General features: G+C 72.2%; 22 protein-coding genes and 1 riboswitch. Of the genes, 7 read left to right on the top strand and 15 right to left on the bottom strand.

Annotation, left to right across the window (positions count from 1 at the left end; translation table 11 throughout):
- Window position 1: 1 nt before the first annotated feature.
- The 5 genes from lepA to ACYVIP_RS07535 all read right to left on the bottom strand — a co-directional run bounded on the left by lepA (window position 2) and on the right by ACYVIP_RS07535 (window position 5,493).
- On the bottom strand, window positions 2-1,849 hold the full coding sequence (gene lepA, locus ACYVIP_RS07555; protein WP_460393480.1) for a translation elongation factor 4: 1,848 nt from the start codon (window positions 1,847-1,849) through the stop codon (window positions 2-4).
- A 128-nt stretch (window positions 1,850-1,977) separates the two neighbouring features.
- Window positions 1,978-2,787, bottom strand: a complete 810-nt coding sequence (locus ACYVIP_RS07550) for a heme ABC transporter ATP-binding protein (protein WP_460393478.1) — start codon at window positions 2,785-2,787, stop codon at window positions 1,978-1,980.
- Complete coding sequence (locus ACYVIP_RS07545; protein WP_460393476.1) at window positions 2,784-3,851, bottom strand: FecCD family ABC transporter permease; 1,068 nt, start codon at window positions 3,849-3,851, stop codon at window positions 2,784-2,786. The genes ACYVIP_RS07550 and ACYVIP_RS07545 overlap by 4 nt, the downstream gene beginning before the upstream one ends.
- Entirely contained in the window at window positions 3,848-4,834 is a 987-nt protein-coding gene (locus ACYVIP_RS07540) for a heme/hemin ABC transporter substrate-binding protein (RefSeq protein WP_460393474.1), read from the bottom strand. Before ACYVIP_RS07540 ends, ACYVIP_RS07545 begins: the two co-directional genes overlap by 4 nt.
- A gap of 17 nt (window positions 4,835-4,851) precedes the next feature.
- On the bottom strand, window positions 4,852-5,493 hold the full coding sequence (locus ACYVIP_RS07535; protein ID WP_460393472.1) for a biliverdin-producing heme oxygenase: 642 nt from the start codon (window positions 5,491-5,493) through the stop codon (window positions 4,852-4,854).
- Between the two features lie 101 nt (window positions 5,494-5,594).
- On the opposite strand from ACYVIP_RS07535, the gene ACYVIP_RS07530 reads away from it, so the two are divergent.
- Window positions 5,595-6,410, top strand: a complete 816-nt coding sequence (locus ACYVIP_RS07530) for a hypothetical protein (protein ID WP_460393470.1) — start codon at window positions 5,595-5,597, stop codon at window positions 6,408-6,410.
- A 55-nt stretch (window positions 6,411-6,465) separates the two neighbouring features.
- Complete coding sequence (locus ACYVIP_RS07525; protein ID WP_460393468.1) at window positions 6,466-8,310, top strand: HtaA domain-containing protein; 1,845 nt, start codon at window positions 6,466-6,468, stop codon at window positions 8,308-8,310.
- Here the strand turns inward: ACYVIP_RS07525 and ACYVIP_RS07520 are convergent.
- The 7 genes from ACYVIP_RS07520 to ACYVIP_RS07490 all read right to left on the bottom strand — a co-directional run bounded on the left by ACYVIP_RS07520 (window position 8,275) and on the right by ACYVIP_RS07490 (window position 14,114).
- A complete protein-coding gene (locus ACYVIP_RS07520) occupies window positions 8,275-9,141 on the bottom strand; it encodes a cytochrome c biogenesis CcdA family protein (protein WP_460393466.1) in 867 nt (288 codons plus the stop codon). The two genes, ACYVIP_RS07525 and ACYVIP_RS07520, sit on opposite strands and share 36 nt — an antisense overlap.
- Window positions 9,138-9,695, bottom strand: a complete 558-nt coding sequence (locus ACYVIP_RS07515; protein ID WP_460393464.1) for a protein disulfide oxidoreductase — start codon at window positions 9,693-9,695, stop codon at window positions 9,138-9,140. Before ACYVIP_RS07515 ends, ACYVIP_RS07520 begins: the two co-directional genes overlap by 4 nt.
- 59 nt (window positions 9,696-9,754) lie before the next feature.
- The gene (locus ACYVIP_RS07510; RefSeq protein ID WP_460393462.1) at window positions 9,755-10,024 is read right to left on the bottom strand and encodes an ArsR/SmtB family transcription factor; all 270 of its coding nucleotides are present in this window, start codon (window positions 10,022-10,024) and stop codon (window positions 9,755-9,757) included.
- Between the two features lie 68 nt (window positions 10,025-10,092).
- Complete coding sequence (locus ACYVIP_RS07505; RefSeq protein WP_460393460.1) at window positions 10,093-10,623, bottom strand: hypothetical protein; 531 nt, start codon at window positions 10,621-10,623, stop codon at window positions 10,093-10,095.
- A gap of 185 nt (window positions 10,624-10,808) precedes the next feature.
- The gene (locus ACYVIP_RS07500) at window positions 10,809-11,666 is read right to left on the bottom strand and encodes an EamA family transporter (RefSeq protein WP_460393458.1); all 858 of its coding nucleotides are present in this window, start codon (window positions 11,664-11,666) and stop codon (window positions 10,809-10,811) included.
- 151 nt (window positions 11,667-11,817) lie between these two features.
- On the bottom strand, window positions 11,818-13,374 hold the full coding sequence (locus ACYVIP_RS07495) for a hypothetical protein (RefSeq protein ID WP_460393456.1): 1,557 nt from the start codon (window positions 13,372-13,374) through the stop codon (window positions 11,818-11,820).
- Window positions 13,359-14,114, bottom strand: a complete 756-nt coding sequence (locus ACYVIP_RS07490) for an ABC transporter ATP-binding protein (protein ID WP_460393454.1) — start codon at window positions 14,112-14,114, stop codon at window positions 13,359-13,361. Before ACYVIP_RS07490 ends, ACYVIP_RS07495 begins: the two co-directional genes overlap by 16 nt.
- 45 nt (window positions 14,115-14,159) lie before the next feature.
- On the opposite strand from ACYVIP_RS07490, the gene ACYVIP_RS07485 reads away from it, so the two are divergent.
- The 4 genes from ACYVIP_RS07485 to rpsT all read left to right on the top strand — a co-directional run bounded on the left by ACYVIP_RS07485 (window position 14,160) and on the right by rpsT (window position 16,354).
- Window positions 14,160-15,110 (top strand): SPFH domain-containing protein, encoded by a 951-nt coding sequence (locus ACYVIP_RS07485; RefSeq protein WP_460393452.1) that lies wholly within the window; start codon window positions 14,160-14,162, stop codon window positions 15,108-15,110.
- Between the two features lie 7 nt (window positions 15,111-15,117).
- Entirely contained in the window at window positions 15,118-15,351 is a 234-nt protein-coding gene (locus tag ACYVIP_RS07480; RefSeq protein ID WP_460393450.1) for a type II toxin-antitoxin system antitoxin, read from the top strand.
- Window positions 15,352-15,481: 130 nt separating this feature from the next.
- Window positions 15,482-15,964: an AAA family ATPase gene (locus ACYVIP_RS07475; protein WP_460393448.1), complete on the top strand. Its 483-nt coding sequence runs from the start codon at window positions 15,482-15,484 to the stop codon at window positions 15,962-15,964.
- 129 nt (window positions 15,965-16,093) lie between these two features.
- Entirely contained in the window at window positions 16,094-16,354 is a 261-nt protein-coding gene (rpsT, locus tag ACYVIP_RS07470) for a 30S ribosomal protein S20 (protein WP_460393446.1), read from the top strand.
- A gap of 208 nt (window positions 16,355-16,562) precedes the next feature.
- On the opposite strand, the gene holA is transcribed toward rpsT, so the two are convergent.
- Window positions 16,563-17,540, bottom strand: a complete 978-nt coding sequence (holA, locus tag ACYVIP_RS07465; RefSeq protein ID WP_460393444.1) for a DNA polymerase III subunit delta — start codon at window positions 17,538-17,540, stop codon at window positions 16,563-16,565.
- A 290-nt stretch (window positions 17,541-17,830) separates the two neighbouring features.
- Window positions 17,831-17,957: riboswitch (SAM riboswitch) on the top strand.
- An 11-nt stretch (window positions 17,958-17,968) separates the two neighbouring features.
- Between holA and thrC the strand changes: the two genes are divergently transcribed.
- Window positions 17,969-19,228: a threonine synthase gene (thrC, locus tag ACYVIP_RS07460; RefSeq protein WP_460393442.1), complete on the top strand. Its 1,260-nt coding sequence runs from the start codon at window positions 17,969-17,971 to the stop codon at window positions 19,226-19,228.
- A 153-nt stretch (window positions 19,229-19,381) separates the two neighbouring features.
- Here the strand turns inward: thrC and ACYVIP_RS07455 are convergent, their stop codons facing one another.
- Both ACYVIP_RS07455 and ACYVIP_RS07450 read right to left on the bottom strand, forming a co-directional pair.
- Complete coding sequence (locus ACYVIP_RS07455; RefSeq protein WP_460393440.1) at window positions 19,382-21,844, bottom strand: ComEC/Rec2 family competence protein; 2,463 nt, start codon at window positions 21,842-21,844, stop codon at window positions 19,382-19,384.
- Window positions 21,841-22,779 carry a helix-hairpin-helix domain-containing protein gene (locus ACYVIP_RS07450; RefSeq protein WP_460393438.1) on the bottom strand — a complete coding sequence of 313 codons (939 nt, stop codon included), beginning with the start codon at window positions 22,777-22,779 and terminating at the stop codon, window positions 21,841-21,843. Before ACYVIP_RS07450 ends, ACYVIP_RS07455 begins: the two co-directional genes overlap by 4 nt.
- Window positions 22,780-22,867 lie beyond the last annotated feature (88 nt).

Genomic DNA, 22,867 nt, shown 5'->3' with positions numbered 1-22,867 from the left:
CTTATTTCTTCGCCTTCTTGTCCGTGGAGTCCTCTGTGGACAGTGCGGCGACGAAGGCCTCCTGGGGGACCTCCACCCGGCCGACCATCTTCATCCGCTTCTTGCCCTCCTTCTGCTTCTCCAGCAGCTTGCGCTTGCGGGTGATGTCACCGCCGTAGCACTTGGCCAGCACGTCCTTGCGGATCGCCCGCACGGTCTCCCGCGCGATCACCCTGGACCCGATCGCCGCCTGGATCGGCACCTCGAACTGCTGTCGGGGAATCAGCTCGCGCAGCTTGGCCGCCATCTTCGTGCCGTAGCCGTAGGCCGACTCGCGGTGCACGATCGCCGAGAACGCGTCGACCGGCTCACCCTGCAACAGGATGTCGACCTTCACCAGGTCCGCCCGCTGCTCACCGGCCGGCTCGTAGTCCAGCGAGGCGTAGCCGCGGGTGCGGGACTTCAGCGCGTCGAAGAAGTCGAAGATGATCTCGCCGAGCGGCATCGTGTAGCGCAGTTCCACCCGGTCGGTCGACAGGTAGTCCATCCCGCCGAGCACGCCGCGTCTGCTCTGGCACAGCTCCATGATCGCGCCGATGTAGTCGCTGGGCGCGATCACCGTGCACTTCACCACCGGCTCGAAGACCGCGCCGACCTTGCCCTCCGGCCAGTCCGACGGGTTGGTCACCGTGGTCTCGCCGCCGTCGTCCAACTCCACCCGGTAGACCACGTTGGGCGCGGTGGAGATCAGGTCGAGACCCGCCTCGCGTTCCAGGCGCTCGCGCACGATCTCCAGGTGCAGCAGACCGAGGAAGCCGCACCGGAAACCGAACCCGAGCGCCGCGGAGGTCTCCGGCTCGTAGCTCAGCGCGGCGTCGTTGAGCCGCAGCTTGTCCAGCGCCTCGCGCAGGTCGGCGTAGTCCGAGCCGTCCACCGGATACAGTCCTGAGTAGACCATCGGCCGCGGTTCGCGGTAGCCGGCAAGGGGTTCGGTCGCGCCGCGCCGCTCACTGGTCACCGTGTCGCCGACCTTGGACTGACGGACGTCCTTCACCCCGGTGATCAGGTAGCCGACCTCGCCCGCGCCAAGGCCCGTGCTCGGCTTGGGCTCCGGGGAGATGATGCCGACCTCGAGCAACTCGTGAGTGGCGCCGGTGGACATCATCCGGATGCGCTGGCGCGGGGTGATCTTGCCGTCGACGACCCGGATGTAGGTGACCACACCACGGTAGGTGTCGTAGACCGAGTCGAAGATCATCGCGCGCGCGGGCGCGTCCTCGGCGCTGCTCTTCGGTGCGGGCATCAGGCGGACGATCTCGTTGAGCAGCTCGCGCACGCCCTTGCCGGTCTTGGCCGACACCCGCATCACGTCCGAGGGCTCGCAGCCGACGATGTGCGCGAGCTCGGCGGCGTACTTGTCCGGATCGGCCGCCGGCAGGTCGATCTTGTTGAGCACCGGGATGATCGTGAGGTCGTTCTCCATGGCCAGGTAGAGGTTGGCCAGCGTCTGCGCTTCGATCCCCTGCGCGGCGTCGACCAGCAGCACCGCGCCCTCGCAGGCCTCCAGCGCGCGCGAGACCTCGTAGGTGAAGTCGACGTGGCCGGGGGTGTCGATCATGTGCAGGACGTGGTCCTGGCCGCTGACCTGCCAGGGCAGCCGCACGTTCTGCGCCTTGATCGTGATCCCGCGCTCACGCTCGATGTCCATCCGGTCGAGGTACTGCGCGCGCATCGCCCGCTCCTCGACCACGCCGGTGAGCTGCAGCATCCGATCGGCCAGGGTGGACTTGCCGTGGTCGATGTGCGCGATGATGCAGAAGTTCCTGATCAGCTCAGGATCTGTGAACGTGGTGTCGGCGAACGTAGTCACTCAGGTCCTTCGTCGTGTCATGCGGCAACGCCCACATCGTCCCACGTCGGCGGTAGCGCTGGCCGACCGCAGTGAAGGGTCCCTTCACCGCGTCCACCGCAGCGAAGGGACCCTTCACTGCGTTTCGGTCACGGCAGGACCAGGGGCGCGCCGGTGCGGGGGTGGTCGATGACCTCGATGTCGCGGTGGTAGACCTCGCTCAGCAGGTCGGGGGTGAGCACCTCGGCCGGGGTGCCGCACGCGGCCACCCGGCCCTGCGCGATCACCGCCACCCGGCCGGCGTGCGCGGCGGCCAGGTTCAGGTCGTGCAGCACGGCGAGCACCGCGCCGCCCGCGCGGGCGTGCGCGCCGGCCACCCGCATCACCAGATCCTGATGCCGCAGGTCCAGGGCCGCGGTCGGCTCGTCGAGCAGCAGCAGCGGCGTCCGCTGGGCCAGCACCCTGGCCAGCGCCACCCGCGCCCGCTCGCCCCCGGACAGCGTGCCGAACGTGCGGCCGGCGAACGCGGTCACCTCGGTCGCGGCCATCGCCTCGGCCACGGCGGCCTCGTCGTCGTCGGCCAGCGGGGTGCCCGCCCACGGCGCGCGTCCCATCGCGACCACCTCGGCCACGGTGAACGGGAACGCGACCGTCGTGTGCTGGGGCAACACCGCCCGGCGCAACGCCAGCTCCGCGTGCCGCCAACTGCGCACCGGCCGGCCGAACACGGTGACCGACCCGGCACCGGCGCTCAGGTCGCCCGACAGCAGCCCGACCGTGGTCGACTTGCCGGCGCCGTTGGGCCCGACCACGGCGACCACCTCACCGGCGGCCACCGTCAGGTCCACCCCGTGCAGCACCTGCCGGCCACCGCGGACCACGTCCGCGCCGTCGGCCGCGGCCAGCACCACACCGGGGTCCACCGGCTCTGGCAGCCGGGGACGACGCAGGATGTTCACGCCCACCCTCCCTGTCGCGAGCGGGTGCGGCGCAGCAGCCAGAAGAAGAACGGCCCGCCGACCAGCGAGGTCAGCATGCCAAGCGGCAGCTCGGCGTTCTCGATCGCGGTCCTGGCCAGCACGTCCGCGCTCACCAGCACCAGCGCGCCGCCCAGCGCGCTGGCCGCGAGCAGCGGCCCGTGCGCCGGCCCGGCGACCATCCGGATCAGGTGCGGCACCACCAGCCCGACGAACCCCACGATCCCCGCGAACGCCACCCCGGAGCCGACCAGCATGGCCACCGCGAGCACCACCACCAGCCGCAGCCGCTCGACGTTGACCCCGAGATGGCGCGCCGGGCCCTCCCCCAACGCCAGCAGGTCGAGCCGGCGCGCCACGAAGACCGCGATCAGCAGGCCGGTGACCGCGAGCGGCAACACCGCGCCGACCGCTTGCCCTGTCGCCCCGTTCAGGCTCCCCAACTGCCAGAACACGATCTGCTCGCGCGCCTGCGGGTCCGCGGCGAAGGTCAGGAACGCGATCACCCCGAAGGCGAACGCGTTCACCGCGATGCCGGTCAGCACCAGCGTGACCACCTCGGTGCGGCCGCCGGAGCGGGCCAGCAGGTAGACCACCATGGTCGCGGCGAGCCCGCCGAGGAAGGCCGCGACCGCGATGGTGAAGTTCCCGAACACCGTCACCCCGGCGACGATCACCGAGCACGCGCCGACCGCCGCGCCGGAGGACACGCCGACGACCGCGGGTTCGGCCAGCGGGTTGCCGAACACGCCCTGCAGCATCGCCCCCGCCACGGCCAGGCACGCGCCGACCACCACGGCCAGCGCCACCCGGGGGAACCGCACCGCCCACAGCGCGTTGTCCCCCTGCGGATGGCTGGGCATCGGCCCGAGGTCGAGCCCGATCCCGTGCAGGAACGAGCCGAGCACCTCGTCCGGGGGCACCGCGAGCTGACCGGACCCGGCCGCCAGCACCGTCATCGCCACCAGCGCGCACGCCAGCACCAGCAGCATCGGCCAGCCGGCCAGCCGCCGCCGGGTGGTCGTCGTGGTCACCGTGGTCGTCACCGGTACAGCACGGACGCCAGCGCCGTGATCGTCTCGCCGACCCGGGGGCCGAAGCTCAGCAGGTCCGTGTCGTCCACGTCGACGATCCGCCGGTGCTCGCCGGCCGGGGTCTGCGCCACGCCGGGGATCTTCAGCAGCCCGTCCACGCCGCCGACCGAGTCCAGCCCGTTGGTGAGCACGATGATCACCTCCGGCTGCGCGATCAGCAACGCCTCGCTGGTGATCGGCACGAACGGCTTGTCCAGGCCGATGTCGGTGCCGACGTCGACCCCGCCCACCGAGGTGATCATCGAGTCCGCGCCCGAGCCCGGCCCGGCCATCAGGTACACCCCGGCCGAGCCGCGCACGTAGAGGAAGGTGATCCGCGGCGCGTCGGCGCCGGTCGGCGCCAGCTCCCTGGCCGACGCGATCTCCTGGTCGACCCGCTCGACCAGGGCCTCCCCCGCGGCCGGCACGCCGAGCGCGGCGGCCACCGCGCGGATCTGGCCCGGTACGCCGTCGAGGGTGCGCGTCGGGTCGAAGAACACCACCGGGATGCCGGCCGCGCGCAGCTGCCGGGGTACCTCGGGTGGGCCGATGCTGGTGTCGGTCAGCACCAGGGTCGGGTCGAGGTCGAGGATCGCCTCGGCGTTGAGGTCGTGCCCGCCGGCGGTGACCACCGGCACGTCGGCCGCGCTGGGGAAGCCGGTCGAGGAGTCCCTGCCGACCACGTTGTCGCCGAGCCCGAGGCTGAACACGATCTCCCCGAGCGTGCCGTACAGGTCGACGGCCACGATCCGGTCCACCGCCGACACCGTGACCGACTCGCCGTCGTGGGACTCGACGGTCACCGGGAGTTCGGGGGCCACCCGGTCGACCGGCCGGACGTCGTCGTTGGCGATCCGCGCGGTCGCCGGGCCATCGAGGGTGAGGGTGGCCGGTTCGGTGGTCGCAGCCGTGCTCGCGACACCCCCACAGCCGGCGACCAGCAACAGCGCCGCCACCGGGACGAGTCTGTGGATCACGAGCCGGACCGGCCGACGCCGTGCGCCTCGCCGAGGTCGTCGAAAACCCCACGGTTGAGCCGAAAGGCCTCGTTGGCCTCGGCCACCAGGTTCGACTGCTCGCCCGCGTCCCACGGCATGGTGTCCAGCCGGGCGCGGTAGTCGTCCTTGAACAGCTTGGGTTTGGGCACGCCGTCGAAGATGAAGAACCGCACCCCGTCGTCGACCAGGCCGAAGTTGGTGCGCAGCCGGTGGCGGATGATCTGGCCGCCGGACAGGTCGCCGAGGTAGCGGGTGTAGTGGTGGGCGACGAAGGCGCTCGGGGAGTCGAAGCAGACCTGGCGCAACCGGTCGACGTAGCGCTCGGTCGCCGGCAGGGCCAGCACGGACGCGCGCCAGTCCGCGCCGAGTAACCAGGCGAGGTCGGCCTCCAGCGCCGCCGCGCGGACCAACGCGTCGGAGACGAATGATCCGACCACCTGGTCGCCGCGCCAGGACTCGCCGGCCTCTTCCAGTACCGCGTAGAAGAGGTAGCTCTGGCCGAGTAACGCCGCGTACGCGCCGCGATCCAGGGTGCCGTCCAGCAAAGCGGTGATGAACGGCGAGGACTCGGTCCGCTCGTGCTCGACCCTGGTCGCCGCCTTCAGTTGTGCGGACAAGGAGCCACCGGCGTGTGTCACAACATTCGTCATACCCCACCCGCGTTCTTTAAGTTAGGCTCACCTCACTTAACTGAGGCTGGCCTAAGGATATGGTGCGCGTGGTCGAGGATCCAACCCCCAGAAGACGAACCGCACGGGCACCGGCCGTCACGATCGTCCTTACTGTCCTGTTCGCCGCCCTGTTCAGCGGTGCCGCGCACGGGGCACTGGCGCCGGCGATCACCGTGTCCAAGAACACCGGGCTCAACCCGAGCGGCGACACGATCACCGTCACCGGCTCCGGTTTCGACGTGCACAAGGGCATCTATGTCGCCGTGTGCGTGGACAACGGCCCCGGCCAGGTGCCAACGCCCTGTCTCGGCGGCGTGGACACCGGCGGTGCCGGCGGCGGCTCGGCGTGGATCTCGTCCAACCCGCCGAGCTACGGCGCGGGGCTGGCCACTCCCTACGGCCAGGGCGGGTCGTTCTCGGTGACCCTGTCCGTGGTCGCCGTCGACCCGGTTACCGGGACCGACTGCCGGGCGGTGGCCTGTGCCGCGGTCACCCGGGCCGACCACACCCGCACCGCCGACCGCGGCCAGGACACCAGGGTGGCGCTGTCGTTCGCCGCACCCGCGCCGAAACCCAAGCCCGCGCCGGCCCCGAAGCCGACCACCGCCGCGCCGCCGCCGCCACCCGTCACGACCACAACCCCGGCGCCCACCACGACCACGACAACCACGACAACCACGTCGGCACCGCCGTCGTCGAGCACGACCGCCTCGGCCGACATCGCCGAGACGGCGGCGCGACCGGCCGAACCCGACCGCACCGGCTGGTGGTTCGGCGGCGCGGGCGCGGTCCTGGCGGCCGTGCTCGTCCTGGTGTTCCTCCGGGTGCGCCGCGCCCGCGCCACCCCGACGGACCCGAGCTGACCCAGACCCACCACGCGAGCGGCCCTCACCCACTACAAGGAGCAGACAGCCGACAATGACTATCAAGAGACATGCGAGACCGCTCGCCGCCACCCTGGCCATCGCGCTCGGGACGCTCGGCACCCTCGTCGGGTTGGCGACCGGCGCGCAGGCGGCCCCGGCGACCGTCGCCGGCGGCACGCTGGACTGGGGCGTGAAGGAATCCTTCCGCAACTACATCAGCGGGCCGATCGCCCACGGCAGCATCACCCTGAGCGAGGGCGCGACGCGCAACGCCGACGGCACCTTCCGGTTCCCGGCCGCCGAGGGCACGGTGGACGCCGACGCGAACACCGCCGAACTGGCCTTCGGCGGCAAGGTCGCCTTCGCCGGGCACGACAGCGGCTCGGGGCCGCTGCTGTCGATGACCATCGAGGACATCCGCGTCGAGTTCACCGGGTCCGGCGGCACGCTGGTCGCCGACGTGGTGTCCAAGTCCCTGTCCTCCGGCCAGGACGTGACCTACGACGACGTGGCGTTCGCCAGCATCGCCGCGGCCGACTTCACCGGCACCGACACCGTCACCGCCGGCCCGGTCGCCACCACCCTCACCGAGCCCGGCGCACCCGCGTTCGCCGACTTCTATGCCGCCGGCACGGCACTCGACCCGCTCTCGTTCGCCGTCACCACCGCGCCCGCGCCGTCGTGGGAGCCGGCGGTCACGGCCAGCAAGTCCACCGGCATCGACCCGGCGGGCGAGCCGATCACCGTGTCCGGCAGCGGTTTCGACCCCGCGGCCAACGTCGGCACCCGCCCGCCACTCGCTGGCCGGCCGACCGGCGTGTACCTGGTGTTCGCCAAGCTCGCCGACCCGTGGCGGCCATCCGAGGGCGCGCCGTCCTCGGCGCGCACGGTGCTCGACCAGAAGTGGGTACTGCCCGCCGAGTCCCGCGCGGTGCTCGACCCGGAGGGGACCAACGACGACTACGCGGTGCTCGGCGCCGACGGCACGTTCACCGCGACCCTGGACGTGCTCGCGACGACCGAGGGCACCGCGGACTGCGCGGTCGACACCTGCGGCGTGATCACCTACGCGGCGGGCGGCCCGGTCAACGCCGCGCACGAGTTGTTCATCCCGCTGGCCTTCGCCGACCCGACCGACCCCACCGATCCCACTGACCCGACGGACCCGACCGACCCCGGCACACCGCCGGACTCGGGCGCGGTCACCGACGCCCGGCTGGAGTGGGGCCTGAAGGAGTCGTTCCGCCAGTACGTGCGCGGCCCGATCGCCAACGGCGGCTGGACGCTCGACGGCGTGACCGGCGACGGCCCGTTCTACTGGGAGAACCTGACCGCCGGCACCTTCGACGCGGACGCCCCCGATGGGCTGCTCGACTTCGCCGGCTCGGTGCGCTTCACCGGGCACGACCAGGGCACGGGTCCACTGCTGGACCTGACGATCTCCCAGCCGCAGGTCCGGGTGACCGGGGGCACCGCGGACCTGCTGCTCGACGTGCGCAGCAAGGGCCTGGAGACGCCCGGCTTCGTCGAGCTGGACGACGTGGTGTTCGCCAGCCTCGACCTGTCGTCGGTGACCCCGGCGGTGACCAACGGAGTGATCACCTACCCGGCGGTGCCGGCGACGCTCTCCGCGCAGGGGGCGGAGGGCTTCGCCGGCTTCTACGAGGAGGGCGCCGCGCTCGACCCGGTCACCTTCGCGGTCGCCCTGGACGGCGCGGCCCTGCCACCGGTGACCCCGCCGCCGGGTGGCGGGACCCAGGACCCGCCCGCGCTCACCGCGCCGGCGAACCTGGCCTACACCGGTGCCGACGTCTGGCCCATGGTCCTCGGCGGCGGGGTCCTGGTCCTGCTCGGCGGCTCGCTACTGCTGGTGCGCCGCCGGCCGGTCCTGGCCTGAGCGCACGCGCCGGCGGTGGTCACCCGACCATCGCCGGCGCAGGACCACGGCCACGCCACCCAACACGACCACCGCGACCACCAGCGGCACCGGCCCGATCCGGTCCAGCCAGGAGACCAGCGCGGCCTGCACCGACCCGGCCGCCCGCACCACCGGGTCGCCCGCCGACCCGCCGAGGTGGAACAGCCGCAGCTCGTAGTACCCGTAGTAGCCGACATAGGCGCCGGTGAGCACCAGCAGCGCCCCACCCGCCCTGGTCACGTACGGCAGCGCCCGGCGAAGACCGTGGGTGAGCGCCGTGCTGGCCAGCGCGGCGGCGACCGCGAGCACCGCGACCACCAGGCCCATGCCCAGCGCGTACGCGCCGAACGCGGGCAGCGCGCCGGTGCGCAACGCCACCCCGGCCGCGGCCAGGAACGGCCCGATCGAGCAGGACAGCGACGCCACCGCGAACGCCACCCCATAGCCGAACATCGACACCAGCGCGGTGCCCGGCGCGCCCCGCACCGGTCTTGGCACCAGCAGGCCGAGCTCCCGCCCGGCGAGCAACAGCACGCCCAGCACCACCAGGACGACCCCCACGAGGATCGTCACCACCGGCAGCCACCGTTGCAGCCACCCCGCGAGCGACGCGCTGAGCAGCCCGAACACCCCGAACACGGCGACGAACCCCAGCGTCATCAGCCCGCTGGCCACCAGTGCCCGGCCAACTCGGGCGCCCCGCGCACCGTCGGCGACCGCCAGCGTCAGGTAGCCGGGCAGCATCGCGAACCCGCACGGGTTGACGGTCGCGAGCATGCCGGCGCCGAGCGCGAACGCCAGGTCGCTCACCGCAGCGCGCGCACGCGGTCGCGCAGCTCCGCCGGTTCGAGCAGGTCCGTCACCACCTCGACCGTGCCATCCGCGCTGACGAACGCGTAGGCCGGCTGGTAGTCGACGCCGAACCGCTGCCAGATGGCCGCGTCCCGGTCGGCGAGATGCGGGAACGTGCCGAGCCCGAACCGGTCGACGAACGCGCGCATCGCCGGCACCTCGTCCTGCGCGGCCACCCCGACGAACCGCACGCCGTCGGTCCTGGCGACCTCCGCGATCGTGGGCGCCTCGGCCTGGCAGGTCGGGCACCACGGCGCCCAGAACCACAGCAGCGCGGGCGTGCCGTGCAGGCTCGCGCCGTCGAACACCTCACCGTCGATGGTCTTGGCCGTGAACCGCAACTGCTCGGGGACCTCCGCCGACGGCGCCGGCCGCTCGGACAGGTCGTCCGGCGCCTGGCTCGCGGGTTTCGGCTGCCCGGAGGCGTTCGGCGCCGGCTCGCCTTCCGTGCCGCAGCCGGTGAGGGTCAGCCCGAGCAGCACGGCGATCAACACCGGGAACCGGCGGGTCATCTCGGGGGCCTCCTCGGGGTCGCGTTCCCCGCATCATGCCGTGCCGAGGACGTCCCCGGTCAGGTCCGGCCCCGCGCGACCGCCTCCAGCGCGTAGATCAGGACCAGCACATCGTGGGAGGCCAGCCCGTAGCAGCCGTCGATGCCCGTGGTGACCAGGCCGGCGGCGCCGAGCACCTCGAGGTGGTGGAACATCTCGGCCTCGCCGGTCCTGGCGACCAGCTGGCCGGCCGAGGCGTTGCCCTCGGCGAGTGCCTGCAGCACCGCGAGCCGTTCCCGGGACGCCAGCGCACGGCCCACGTCGTAGAGCCGCTCGTCCAAGGCAACCACCGCGGTCGATGGGACGGCGCCTTTCCGATGCTCAGGGCTTCGGAAAGGCGCCGGGTGAGAGCTGAGGGTCACTTCCAGCCGAGGTCGTTCAGGTCCAGGACGGTGTCCGCGGTCGGGGTCTGCCCCTGCTTCGGGGCGATCACCACGACCTGCTCGTCCTTGGCCACCGAGTCGATCTTCGCGTCGCCGTTGACCGTGGTCTCGGCGTTGACGGTGTAGGTGGTGGCGAAGCCGTCGGCGCTGCGCACCGCGATCGAGTCGCCGTCGACGGCGGTCACCGTGCCCTTCTGCACCAGCATGGTGGTCGATCCGCCGCCCTCGGTCGCCAGCACCACCTCGGCGTGCGACAGGTCCTCGACGTTGAGGTCCTCCAGGGTCTGGAACAGCCCGAACCCGTTCCAGTCGCCACCGCCCCAGCCGCCGTCACCGTCGTGCCCGGCCCACGGTGGCCCGTCGTGCTCCTCGGTCGGCGCCGGCGCGGCGCTCTCCTGCTCGTTGGCCGCGGCCGCGGCGATGCCGAACGCGCCGACACTGACCACGCCGACCACCGCCACCCCGAGACCGATGCGCCAGCCGAGGCGCTTGGTCTGTGCACTCATCCTGTGTCGCTCCCTCGTGTCGCTCGCCGCGGGTTCTCCGGTGCTCTCCATGATCGGTCGTGACCGGCGGGATTACGTCGCCTGGCAGGCGAGACCTCGCCTACCGACAGGGTGGTAGCGCAGACGCCCGGCCTACGCCCGGCGACGTAGCCCGGCGACTCAGCCCGGCGACGCAGCCCGGCCGGTCAGCTCGCGGCGATGACCGCGACCCCGGCGAGCACGATCACCGCGCCACTGAGCCGCCGAACCGGATCCGGCTCCCCGAACCACAACCAGGCGCCGACACTGCCGAGCACGATCGACAGCTCGCGGGCCGGCGCGACCACACTGACCGGCGCGTACCGCAACGCGAACAGCACGAGCACGTAGGCGACCGGCGAGAGCACCGCGACCGCGAGGACGGGTCCCTTGTGCCGCAACCAGATCCGCGCGACCTCGGCCCGCCGCGCGTACGCGTAGGGTCCCAACAGGACGGTCTCGACGAGCGAGGAGCCCGCCATCAGCACCAGTGGCGAGACGGCGAGCGCGGTCACCGCGTGCGCGTCCCACACGGTGTAGGCGGCGATCATCGCCCCGCACGCCAGCCCGTACCCGACACCGGTGGCCCACGACCTGCCGGTGGCCGACCCGAGCCCGCCGATGACCCACACCCCGATCACCACGCCGGCGGTGCCGAGCAGTACCGCGAGCCCCGGCCGCTCACCGAACAGCAGGATCGCCGCCGCGACCGAGAGCATCGGCCCGGTGCCCCGGGCGAGCGGATAGACCACCGACAGGTCGCCGACCGCGTAACCGCGCTGCAACAGCACGAAGTACCCGGTGTGCACGATCCCGCTGACCAGCATGGCGAGCCACCACTGGCCGGGCACCCCACCGGCGGCCACGATCACCACGATCGCCACCGGCAGCTGGAACATCGCGGAGCACACCGCGGTCAACCAGACGAACAGTGCCCCACCCGCCGGAACCGCCTTGGCACACAGGTTCCACCCGGCATGAGCCACCGCGGCGCCGAGCACGAGCACGATCGCCGCGGAATGCACCCCCGCACCCTGTCAAACCGGCGTACCCACCGGCACGCACCCCCAGGCACGCACACCGGCCGGCCAACTCCGTCAGCAACTCCGACCCGCGCCGCGGAACACACCAGTTCGCCCAAGCGCACCAGCTGCTCCAGCCCACGCTGCCGGACACTCACACCGGCTTGCCCACGACCGCCAGCAGCTCCGGCCCGCGCGTCACCAGCCGGTTGGTCGCCACCCGACCCCACCACCACCCGCACAGCACGCCGATCCCGATCCCCACCGGCACCCCGAGCCACCGCAGGCCCGGCGCCTCCCAGCCCACCAGCACCACCCCGACCACCGGCAACGCGGCGACCGCCAGCAGCAGGAGAATCGCCAGCTGGAGCAACAGCCGCAGCATCCCAGGGCTGTTCCCCGCGGCGAACGGGTTCGACCGCTGGTCGGGCATCGGGTAGGCGGTGAACACCGCCAACAACATGACCAGCCCGGCGCCCCCGCCAAGCACCGCCGGCGTGAGCCCCAGCACCCACGGATACGTCCCCGGATCGACCAGCCAGGGCAACACGATCGCCAACACCACGACCACCGGCCCGATCAACAGCAACCAGGCCACCTGCCGGCCGCGCACATCGGCCGCCTCCGCCCCCGGGGTGACCAGCGTGTGCCACAGCGCGCTGCCGTCCATCCCGTACAGATTGCCGGCGAGCAGGCAGGCCATCGGCACCACCGCGAGCCCGACGAAGGGAACCGCCGCACTCGCCCCGTCCTGGAAAGCCGGGAAGACCACGACGATCACCGCCAGCACCACCGTCGAGAGCAGCGCCAACCGCCGCCGCGCGTCCCGCAGCCAGGTCCGCAGTTCCTTGCCGACCACCGCGCCGACCGGCGTCGCGGGCAGCCGGCTGGCGAGCGGCACGCGGCCGGGGCGTGCCGACGGCCCGGCGTTCACCGCCGGGCGGGAGATCCGCCTGCGCAACAGCAGCGCCCACGCGCCGAGCAGTCCGGCGCACAGCAGCGTCAGCCCCGCGAGCGCGCCCATCGCCAGCGGCCAGTCCGACCTGCCGGCTGCGTAGACCGCGACGGTCCCCCAGCCCGACGGCGACCACCGCAGCACCGCCGACAGCACCGGGGAGTCGCCGCCGAGCAGCACCGGCCCGAGTCCGCGCAGCACGCCCTGCACCAGGAACGCGGAGAACCCGAGCAGTCCCGCGAGCAGAACCCCGAGGTCACGGCCCCGGCGCGACTGGAGCACCCCGCCGAGGGCGGCCATCGTCACCCGCGAGAGCAGCACGACGAACACCAACTGCAGCGGCACGGCCAGTACCGCCACCGCCAGCCCCTCCGAACCGGACGCGTGCACCAACAGCCCGCAGCACGCCAGGAAGGTGACGATCGCCGGCACGCCGAGGAACGCCGCGCCGAGCAGCCCGCCGGCCAGCCGTCGCGGCGCGATCGGCAGCAGGGCGAAGTGCTCCGGGCGCAGCGTCTCGTCGCCGCCGCCGGTGAACAGCGGCCCGAGCAGCCAGCCGACGGTCCACACCAGGTAGACCGCGGCGAGCAGGTCGACCCCGACGGCCGGGTCGTCGAAGTTCGCCCCGGCCGCGATGATCGTGATCACCGCGGCGGCCAGGCCGAACACCGCACCGCCGAGGGTCAGCACGGCCACGTTGCCGCGCATCGAGTGCCGCAGCACCCGCCACTTCATCTGGATCAGGATGCCAACCACGACAGGCCCTCCTCGCCCCCGGTGCGTCCGCCGACGATGTGCATGAACGCCGCCTCCAGCGTGGTGTCGCCGCGCACCTCGGCGACCGGGCCCGCGGCGACCACCCGGCCGCGGGTGATCACCGCGACGTGTGTGCAGAGTTGTTCGACCAGCGCCATGACGTGGCTGGAGAGCACGACCGCGCCGCCGGAAGCGACGAAGCGGCGCAGGATCGTCCGGATCGTGGTGGCCGACACCGGGTCGACCGCCTCGAACGGCTCGTCCAGCACGAGCAGTTTCGGCGCGTGCAGCAGGGCGATCGCCAGGCCGATCTTCTTGCGCATGCCGGCCGAGTAGTCGATCACCAGCCGGTTGCGGGCGTCGTCGAGTTCCAGCACGGCGAGCAGTTCGTCGGCGCGCTGGGCCACGGTCGTGGGCAGCAGCCCGCGTAACAGGCCCATGTAGCGGAGCAGTTCCGCGCCGGTCAGCCGTTCTGGCAGGGAAAGGCCGTCCGGCAGGACGCCGATGAGTTCCTTGGCGCGCACCGGGTCCTGCCACACGTCAACGCCAAGTACCCGTGCTGTGCCGCCGTCGGGGCGCAGCAGCCCGACGGCCATCGACAGGGAGGTGGTCTTGCCGGCGCCGTTCGGGCCGACCAGGCCGAAGAACGAGCCCGCCGGCACGGTCAGGTCGATGTGATCGACCGCGATGGTCCGGTCGAACCGCTTGAAGAGTCGAGTGAGCCCCAGTGCCTCCGTCATTCGCGTGAGTCTACATAATGTGATATCACTTTGATAGTGACCGCGATGATCGAACGAGGAGACGCCATGAGCCAGGCCGCCACCATCCCCGAGACGCCGATGCCCCCGCCACACATCCGGGAGCGGTCGGCGTTCAACACCCCGGGCATGCCGATGTTCGGCCTCAGCACGGTGCTGACGTTGGGTGGGCTCGGGCTGACCCTGGTCGGCGTGATCAACCTGGCCCAGGGGGACGGCGGGGTCGCGCTGGTGGTGATCGGCGGCCTGGTGTTCGTGGTCGGCGCGCTGGTCGGCGCGGGACTGATCATGGTGGCGCCCGGCGAGGCCAGGGTGCTGCAGTACCTCGGGCGGTACGCGGGCACCGTGCGGCTGGACGGACTGCGCTGGATCAACCCGATCACCGTCCGGCGCAGGATCTCCACCCGGATCCGCAACCACGAGACCGCGGTGACCAAGGTCAACGACGCGGACGGCAGCCCGATCGAGATCGCCGCGGTGGTGGTCTGGCGGGTCACCGACACCGCGCGGGCGGTGTTCGAGGTGGACGACTACATCGAGTTCGTCACCATCCAGACCGAGACGGCGGTGCGCCACATCGCGACCAGCTACCAGTACGACGCCCACGGCGACGACCAGTTGTCGCTGCGGCAGAACACCAGCGAGATCACCGACCAGCTGTCGGCCGAGATCGGCGCTCGGGTCGAGGCGGCCGGGGTGCAGGTGATCGAGTCGCGGATCACGCACCTGGCCTACGCGCAGGAGATCGCGGGCGCGATGCTGCGCCGCCAGCAGGCCGGGGCGGTGGTGGCCGCGCGGCAGCGGATCGTCGAGGGCGCCGTCGGCATGGTGCAGTCGGCGCTGGACCAGCTGGCCGAGCAGCAGGTGGTGGACCTCGACGAGGAGCGCAAGGCCGCCATGGTCAGCAACCTGCTGGTGGTCCTGTGCGCCGACCGCGACACTCAGCCGGTGGTCAACACCGGCTCGCTCTACAACTGACGTCCTCGTGGCCGAACGCAAGAAGGTGCTGCTGCGCCTGGACCCGGCCGTGCACGACGCGATAGCCAGGTGGGCCGCCGACGAGTTGCGCAGCGCCAACGCGCAGATCGAGTTCCTGCTGCGGCGGTCGTTGTCCCAGGCAGGCCGGCTGCCGGACAACGCGGGCGGCCTGCCGCGACGCGGCCGGCCGCCGAAAGCCGACAGCGAGCAGGAACCGGAGAATGGCACCGTGGAGGAGTGACGTTACCCACAGCGGATGCCCCGTGATCTCGCCCACGCCCTCATCGAGCTGTTCAACGCGGGCCAGCAGACCCTGCGGATGGCCGGCTCACAGTTGATCGAGCGGATCACCGACCACGATCGAGCGGCACATGCTGCGCACGCCGGCGCAGACCGAGCGGTTGCGGGCGCACGACCAGCACCTCAAGCGGGGTCTGCTGCTCTACGGACCACCAGGAACAGGCAAGACGCACACCGTGCGGTACCTGCTGTCCCGGCTGTCGGAGTGCACGGTGATCGTGCTGGCCGGGATGGCGATGCTGCGGTGGCTGCGCACGGCGGCGGCGCTGGCCCAGCGACCGGGCCGGGTGGACTTCTCGGTGGAGATCCCCAGGCCGGACGCGGAATGCCGGGACCGGTTGTTGCGTCTATACGCCGGCCGGGCCCTGGACCTGCCGGACGCGGGCCCGCTGGTGGCGGCCGCGGAGGGGGTGACCGCGTCGTTCATCAAGGAGTGGGTCCGGCGGTCGGTGCTGGCCGGTGGGGCGCTGGACGAGAAGGTGCTGCGGTCGACGCTGACGGAGTTGCTGTCCCAGCAGCAGGCGCTGACCAGGAGCATGCTGGGAGCTCGGTGATCGGGGCCTGTTAACATTGCCCGTCGTGCCGTGTGGCGTTCCGTCCAGGAGGAAGCTCGCCGTCGTGTTCAGGCGAGGCCACTAACACGCGGCGCACCTTCCGTGATCGACGCTGAGGAGCAGTAACCCGTGGCAAACATCAAGTCCCAGATCAAGCGCATCCAGACGAACGAGAAGGCGCGACTGCGCAACAAGTCCGTCAAGTCCTCGGTGAAGACCGCGATCCGCAAGTTCCGCGAGGCGGCGGAAGCGGGCGACAAGGAGAAGGCCGTAGCGCTGCTCCACGACGCCAGCCGCCAGCTGGACAAGGCGGCGAGCAAGGGCGTGATCCACGCCAACCAGGCGGCCAACAAGAAGTCCGCCATGGCCAAGCGCGCCAACCAGCTCTGAGCCCTCAGCGATAACAGCGCTGGCCGCCTCGGCGGCCAGCGCTGTTTTTGTTGTGAGATGTCGACCAGCACAGCCCAGGTGTCTGCCTGGCTGCGTCGACCAGCGCAGCTGAGCGCCTGGTCAGCCGCGTAAGCCCATACGGCCCACGTGTCCGTTCGGCTGGGCCAGGCCAGCGCGATCCGGGTCCAGCCGCGGCGGCCAGCGCGGCCTAGGTGCGTCGGCGGGCTTCGGCAAGGCGGAGGACGGCGCGCTGGAGTGCGTAGTCCGCGTCCGCCGCCACCCCCTTGACGTCCGCGTTCACCTCCGCGACCACCTGCATCGCCGCGACCAGCCCCGCCGGATGCCACCCTCGGGACTGGGACAGTGCCTTGCGCACCTTCCACGCCGGCATACCCAGCTCCGATGACAAGCGAAACGGGTCCGCCCGGCCCGCGCCGGCGACCCGCGCGACGGTGCGCACCGCGTCCGCGAGAGCGTCGGCGACCAGCACGTGCGGCACGCCGAGCTGCATCGTCCAGCGCAGCATCTCCAGCGCGCCCGGCACGTCGCCGGTGACCGCCTTCTCCGCCACCGCGAACCCGGTGACGTCCGCCCGGCCGCGGTGGTAGCGGCGCACCTCCTCGGCGGTGACCTGCCCGCCGGTGTCCGCCACGAGCTGGGCCGCCGCCGACGCCAACTCGCGCAGATCCGAGCCGACCGAGTCGATCAGCGCGCTGACCGCGTCCGCGTCGGTCTTGCCGCCCGCGCGCCGGATTTCGTTGCGCACAAAGGCTTCCCGGTCACCCGGCTTGGTGATCTTCGGGCAGTCCACCACGTTCGCCCCAGCCGAGCGCAACGCGGCGACCAGGTCCTTCGCCGGCTTACGACCGCCGCCGGTGTGCAGCACGACCAGCTGCACGCTCTCCGCCGGCGCCTTGAGGTAGGCGGTGATGGCGGCGGCGATGTCCTTGTTGGCGTCGTTCGCGCTCTCCAGGACGATGACCCGCCGCTCGGCGAACAGCGACGGGCTGACCAGCTCGGCCAGCTCCGGCGGGCTGATGTCGGCCACCTTCACGCGGGTGAGCTCGGCGGACGGGTCGGCGAGCTTGGCGGTGTCGACCGCGGCCCGGACCGCGCGTTCCACCAGCAACTCCTCCTCGCCGAGGACGAGTTCGAGGGCAGGCGGGGTCACGGCGGGTGACTTCACCCCGCCATCCTCGCACCACCTCGGTCACCCCGGTGGCGGGCGGGGTCCGTCGGCCGGGCCAAGGCAGCGCGCAGCGCGACGAGGTGCCGACGTCCCGTCACCCCGTCCCCTGACCTGCCCCGCCCCAGTACCCGTCCCGAACAGCTCCCACGTCGGCCTCGTCCGACCCGGTCGGGCCGGATCGGATCGGATTCGCGGCCAGTGCCGCTGGTGCCTCTCTCGAATGATGGACCTCACATTGGCCTGGAAAGAGGGTCGTGCCGTAACGTGTTCGAAGAACAACTGAATACCGCTCATCCAGAGGGGCAGAGGGATCGGCCCGAAGAAGCCCCGGCAACCGGCGTCAGCCATTCGCTACCGCGAGGAATGGTGATGAACACGGTGCCAATTCCGACCCGTACGCGGGACAGATGAGGAGATACCTCGCGATGACAGTCACTGCCCACGCCACCACCACGTTCGACCTCGGGCCCGCGCGCGGGCTCAGCTGCCGGGAGTGCGGCCACCAGGTACCGCTTGCCGCGGAGTTCGCCTGTATCGAGTGTTTTGGCCCCCTGGAAGTCTCCTACGAGTTCAGTGACATCTCGAGGGCCGACATCGAGTCGGGCCCCAAGTCGATCTGGCGCTACCGCAACCTGCTGCCCGTCCCGTCCGATGTGGACACTCAGCCGAACACCGAGCCGGGTCTCACCCGCCTGGTGAAGGCCGACCGGCTCGCCGCCGCGCTCGGCGTGAAGTCGTTGTGGGTCAAGGACGACACGGGCAACCCGACCCACTCGTTCAAGGATCGGGTGGTCGCCGTCGCGCTCGCGGCCGCACGCCAGCTGGGGTTCACCGTGCTGGCCTGCCCGTCCACCGGCAACCTGGCCAACGCGGTCGCCGCCGCGGCCGCGCGCGCCGGCTGGGAGTCGGTGGTGCTGATCCCGTCGTCGCTGGAGCGCGCGAAGATCCTCACCACCGCCGTGTACGACGGCGCCCTGATCGCGGTCGACGGTAACTATGACGACGTGAACCGGCTGGCCACCGAACTCGCCGCGGAACACGACGACTGGGCGTTCGTCAATGTCAACGTCCGCCCGTACTACGCGGAGGGCTCCAAGACGCTCGGCTACGAGGTCGCCGAACAACTCGGCTGGCGACTCCCCGACCAGATCGTCGTGCCGGTGGCCTCCGGTGCCCAGTTGACCAAGGTGGACAAGGGTTTCCGCGAGTTCACCGACCTCGGTCTGGTCGAGGCCAGGCCGTATCGGGTGTTCGGCGCCCAGGCCACCGGGTGTTCGCCGGTGTCCGCCGCGTTCAAGGCGGGCCTGGACGTGGTGAGCCCGGTGAAGCCGGACACCATCGCCCGCTCGCTCGCGATCGGCGCTCCCGCCGACGGCCCGTACGTGCTCGACGCCGTGCGCAGGACGAACGGCGCGGTCGAGGACGTGACCGACGAGGAGATCGTCGAGGGCATCCGCCTGCTGGCCAGGACCGAGGGCATCTTCGCCGAGACAGCCGGCGGCGTGACCGTCGCGACGGCGAAGAAGCTGATCGACACCGGCCAGCTCGATCCGGAGGCCGATACGGTCCTGCTCATCACCGGCGACGGCCTCAAGACCCTGGACGCGGTGCAGGACAAGATCGGCCCGCGCGCCACCGTGCCACCGTCGACCGCCGCCGTCCGCGCAGCCCTGGAGTCCTCATAGGACAGTGGCGCACCACACCACCACCGCCGAACACCCGCAAACTCCACCAGGACCCAGCCGTCCTATGTGGACACAGGAATCCGCTGCCCAGTCGTGCGCCGGACATCCCACGCCAGGGCCGTCAGCGGGTCACCGGTGACCCGCTGCGTGGCGTCAACCACCGCTCAACGCCAGCGCGCGACGACGAGCAGCCGCCCGACCCAGCCCGTCCCCAACGAACGGTGGCCCCCTGGCCGCCCCTCGGGTCACCGCCCGGGGGCCACCGTCGTCGGGGACGATCGCCGCGTCTCCGTCGGTGTCGGTGCGGATCACGAGCGCACCGGTGCCGCTGAGCGCGCTCATCGTGGTCGGGTTGGGGTGGCCGTACTGGTTGTCGGCGCCGACGCTCACCACCGCGACCCGTGCCCGGATCGCCGCGAACAGCTCCGGCGAGGTGTACCGGCTGCCGTGATGCGGAACCTTGAGCACCTCGGCGGACAGGTCTATCCGCGAACCAAGCAGGCTCGCCTGAGCCGCCAGCTCCACGTCCCCGCTGAGCAGGATCCGCCCAGCCGGCGTCGCCGCGCGCAGCACCAGTGACGCGTTGTTGATCTCCGTACCCTCGGCCTCCGCCGCGGGCATCACCTCCTTCGCCATCGGGGCCAACACCTCAATCGTCAGATCAGGCCAGGCCAGCTGTCGCCCCGCGTCGAGCTCCACGATCGGCACCCCGGCCGCGGCCGCTGCGGCCCGCACCTCCTCCCATGCCCAGGCCGGTTCCCTGGCGGGACTCACGCCCACCGCACCGACCGTCCGTTCGCCCAGCACCGCGGCCAACCCGCCGACGTGATCGGCGTGCAGATGGCTGAGCACCACCAGCGGCACTCTCGACACATCCAGCCGGTCCAGGCACCCAGCCAGCGGCCCTGGCTCCGGGCCGGTGTCCACCACGACCGCCCGGCCCGCGTCCCCGGTGGCCAGCACCAGCGCGTCGCCCTGACCGACGTCGCAGGCGACCATCGCCCACCCCGGCGGAGGCCAACCCGGCGAGATCACCCTGACCGGGACGGCCACCACCAACAGCCCAGTGAGCAGGGCACCCACCAGCACCCGGAGGCGCCGACGCCGCAGCGCCGCGACCAGCAGCAGCACGCACGCCACCAGCAGCAGCCCACCCCACCACCCGGTAGGCCAGCCGATCGTGGCGCCGGGCACCCGAGCGGCATGCCGGGCGACCAGGATCAGCCAGTCGGCCGCCGGCCCTGCGAGCCGAACCAGCATCTCGGCCAGCCATGTGGACGCCGGTGCGGTGAGCGCCGCCAGCACGCCCAGCACCGTCGCCGGCGCGACCACCGGGGCGGTCAGCAGGTTCGCCAGTACCGCGACCAGGCTGACCTCGCCCGCCATCCCGGCCACCACCGGCGCGGTCACCAGATGCGCCGCCGCCGGAACCGCGAGCGCGTCCGCGAAACCACGGGGCACCCCGCGCGCGGCGAGCCGGTCGGCCCACCGCGGCGCGAGCAACACCAGTCCGGCCGTGGCCAGCACGGACAACGCGAACGCGAAACTCACCGCCATGGCCGGGTCCCACAGCACCAACACGATCACCGCGGTGCCCAGCGCCGGCAGCGCCGCACGTTCCCGACCCATCGCCAGCGCCAGCAGACCGACGGTGCCCATGACACCGGCGCGCAGCACGCTGGGTTCCGGCCCGGCGAGCACCACGAACCCGACGAGCGCGCCCATCGCACCGACGGCCGCACCACGCGGCCCGACCCGCATCGCACGCAGCAGGAACAGCACCGCCACGCACACGATCGCCAAGTTCGCGCCACTCACGGCCAGCAAGTGCGCCATTCCGGCCGCCGTGAACTCGTCCTCGACCTGCCGGGACAGCCGGTCGGTGTCGCCGACGACCAACCCGGGCAGCAATCCGGCCGGCTCCGGGTCCAGGACCGAGGCGGCATCCCGCAGCCCCGCTCTCAGCGACTGCGCGACGCGCTGCCACACGTCGGCCTCGGAGACCTCCCCCGGCGGTCCGCGGACCCGCAGCACGGCCACGGTCAGCTCACCGGTGCGTGCCGGGACCAGCTGCGCGGCGGTCGTCACGTCCTGCCCCGGCAGCAGGGTCGACCAACGGTCGGCCGGGGCGAGCAGCACCACCCGGCCGGTGGAGATGACCTGAATGCCCTCGACCACCGCCGCCCGCACCCGCCCCGGCACCACGACCGTCCGCACCCCGCCGGGCTGGCCACCGAAGCCGGCGGAGAAGACCGGCCGGGGACGTTCGCTGACCGTCACCCGGAACACCCCCTCGGCACCGGCACTCGCCGATGCCCGCAGCGGGTCGTCCTCGGCCGCGCGGAGCCGTCCGGTGCTGAGGACGCCCACCAGCAGTCCGCTGACCAGCAACGACCACCCGACGCCCAGCCGCCACCAGCGCGTCAGCGGTGCCTGTCGCCGGGCCGAGACCACGACCATGCCTCCGGCGCCCACGGCCAGGACGCCGCCGACCGTGGCCCACCACCACCCGAGCAGCAGCCCGAGCATCGTGGCGAGCCAGACCGCCAACGCGGCCGGCACCAACCGCCAGTCCGGTGCGCCGGTCGGACCGCCCCACACTCTGGTCAGGCTCATCCCGCCACCACCAGGTCCTTGAGCCTGCTGAAGCGAGTCGGTCCGATGCCCTCGATCTCCCGCAGTTGCTCGACCGAGGCGAACCGGCCGTGCTGGGTGCGCCAGTCGAGGATCCGCTGGGCAGTGACGGGCCCGACGCCGGGCAGCGTGTCCAACGTGGCCAGGGTCGCGGTGTTCAGGTCGACGCGCGCGGCGGCGCCCGGCTGGCCGTCGGCCGGCGCGGCCGCGGCGACTTCGGCGCCGGGCGGTGCGGGCACACCGACATAGATCTGCTCGCCGTCGCCGAGGCGGCGCGCGAGGTTGAGGTTGCCCAGGTTCGCTCCGGGGACGGGGCCACCGGCCGCTTCGAGCGCGTCCGCCACGCGCGACCCGCCAGGAAGGGTGACCAGGCCCGGTGTGGTGACCCGGCCGACCACGCTGATCACGATCGAGCTGTCGGCGGCCGGTGCCGTCGCGCCGGCCGGCGTGCGCACCTCGCTGACCGAGGCGGCCGGCAGCGCGGGCGGCACCTCGGGTTCGGCGGGTGAGCCGGACAGCGCGAATCCGACCGCCACGGCGATGCCGATCAGCACCCCGGCGGCCGCGAGCATGGCCAGCCGCCACCGAGGTGGGTCGGCGGTGCGCGCGGGTAGCCACCGTTCGGGCAACCAGCGCAGCAGACGACGCCACCACGGTGTGGCGGTCGGCCACCCGTGCGCCAGGAGCGGGCCGTCGTCCGGTGACGCGTTGGACAGGCGAGTGCTCGGCGGGCACGTCTCGGCTGGTGGGCCCTCGCGCGCCGGGGGCGGATCTGGCGGCCATGGCTCAGGTGCGGGCAGGAGTACCGAGTCGTCCGAGGTCGGCTCCCGCCACGGTAGGTCGGGACCGGCCTGATTGATCACTTGGTCGAGGCGGGTGCTGGTGCGGCGGTCGCGCCGGGCGGTCGTGTCGATCACGCCGTCGACGCTAGGACGGAAATTCCGGGAGTGGGGGCGGTGAGGGCGTTGCTGTGGACAAGTGGGGGTGTTGTGGACAACTGGGCCG

The organism is Actinophytocola sediminis (genome assembly GCF_054779715.1).
Note: the sequence above shows the minus strand (reverse complement) of the source record. Positions and strands in the feature narration are given on the sequence as shown.

What these genes read in the sequence shown, in the direction of transcription:
- ACYVIP_RS07525 (WP_460393468.1), top strand. Translation starts at nt 6,466, where the DNA reads ATGACTATCAAGAGACATGCGAGACCGCTCGCCGCCACCCTGGCCATC.
- ACYVIP_RS07515 (WP_460393464.1), bottom strand. Translation starts at nt 9,695, where the DNA reads ATGACCCGCCGGTTCCCGGTGTTGATCGCCGTGCTGCTCGGGCTGACC.
- ACYVIP_RS07505 (WP_460393460.1), bottom strand. Translation starts at nt 10,623, where the DNA reads ATGAGTGCACAGACCAAGCGCCTCGGCTGGCGCATCGGTCTCGGGGTG.
- ACYVIP_RS07490 (WP_460393454.1), bottom strand. Translation starts at nt 14,114, where the DNA reads ATGACGGAGGCACTGGGGCTCACTCGACTCTTCAAGCGGTTCGACCGG.
- ACYVIP_RS07485 (WP_460393452.1), top strand. Translation starts at nt 14,160, where the DNA reads ATGATCGAACGAGGAGACGCCATGAGCCAGGCCGCCACCATCCCCGAG.
- ACYVIP_RS07475 (WP_460393448.1), top strand. Translation starts at nt 15,482, where the DNA reads ATGCTGCGCACGCCGGCGCAGACCGAGCGGTTGCGGGCGCACGACCAG.
- thrC (WP_460393442.1), top strand. Translation starts at nt 17,969, where the DNA reads ATGACAGTCACTGCCCACGCCACCACCACGTTCGACCTCGGGCCCGCG.
- ACYVIP_RS07455 (WP_460393440.1), bottom strand. Translation starts at nt 21,844, where the DNA reads ATGAGCCTGACCAGAGTGTGGGGCGGTCCGACCGGCGCACCGGACTGG.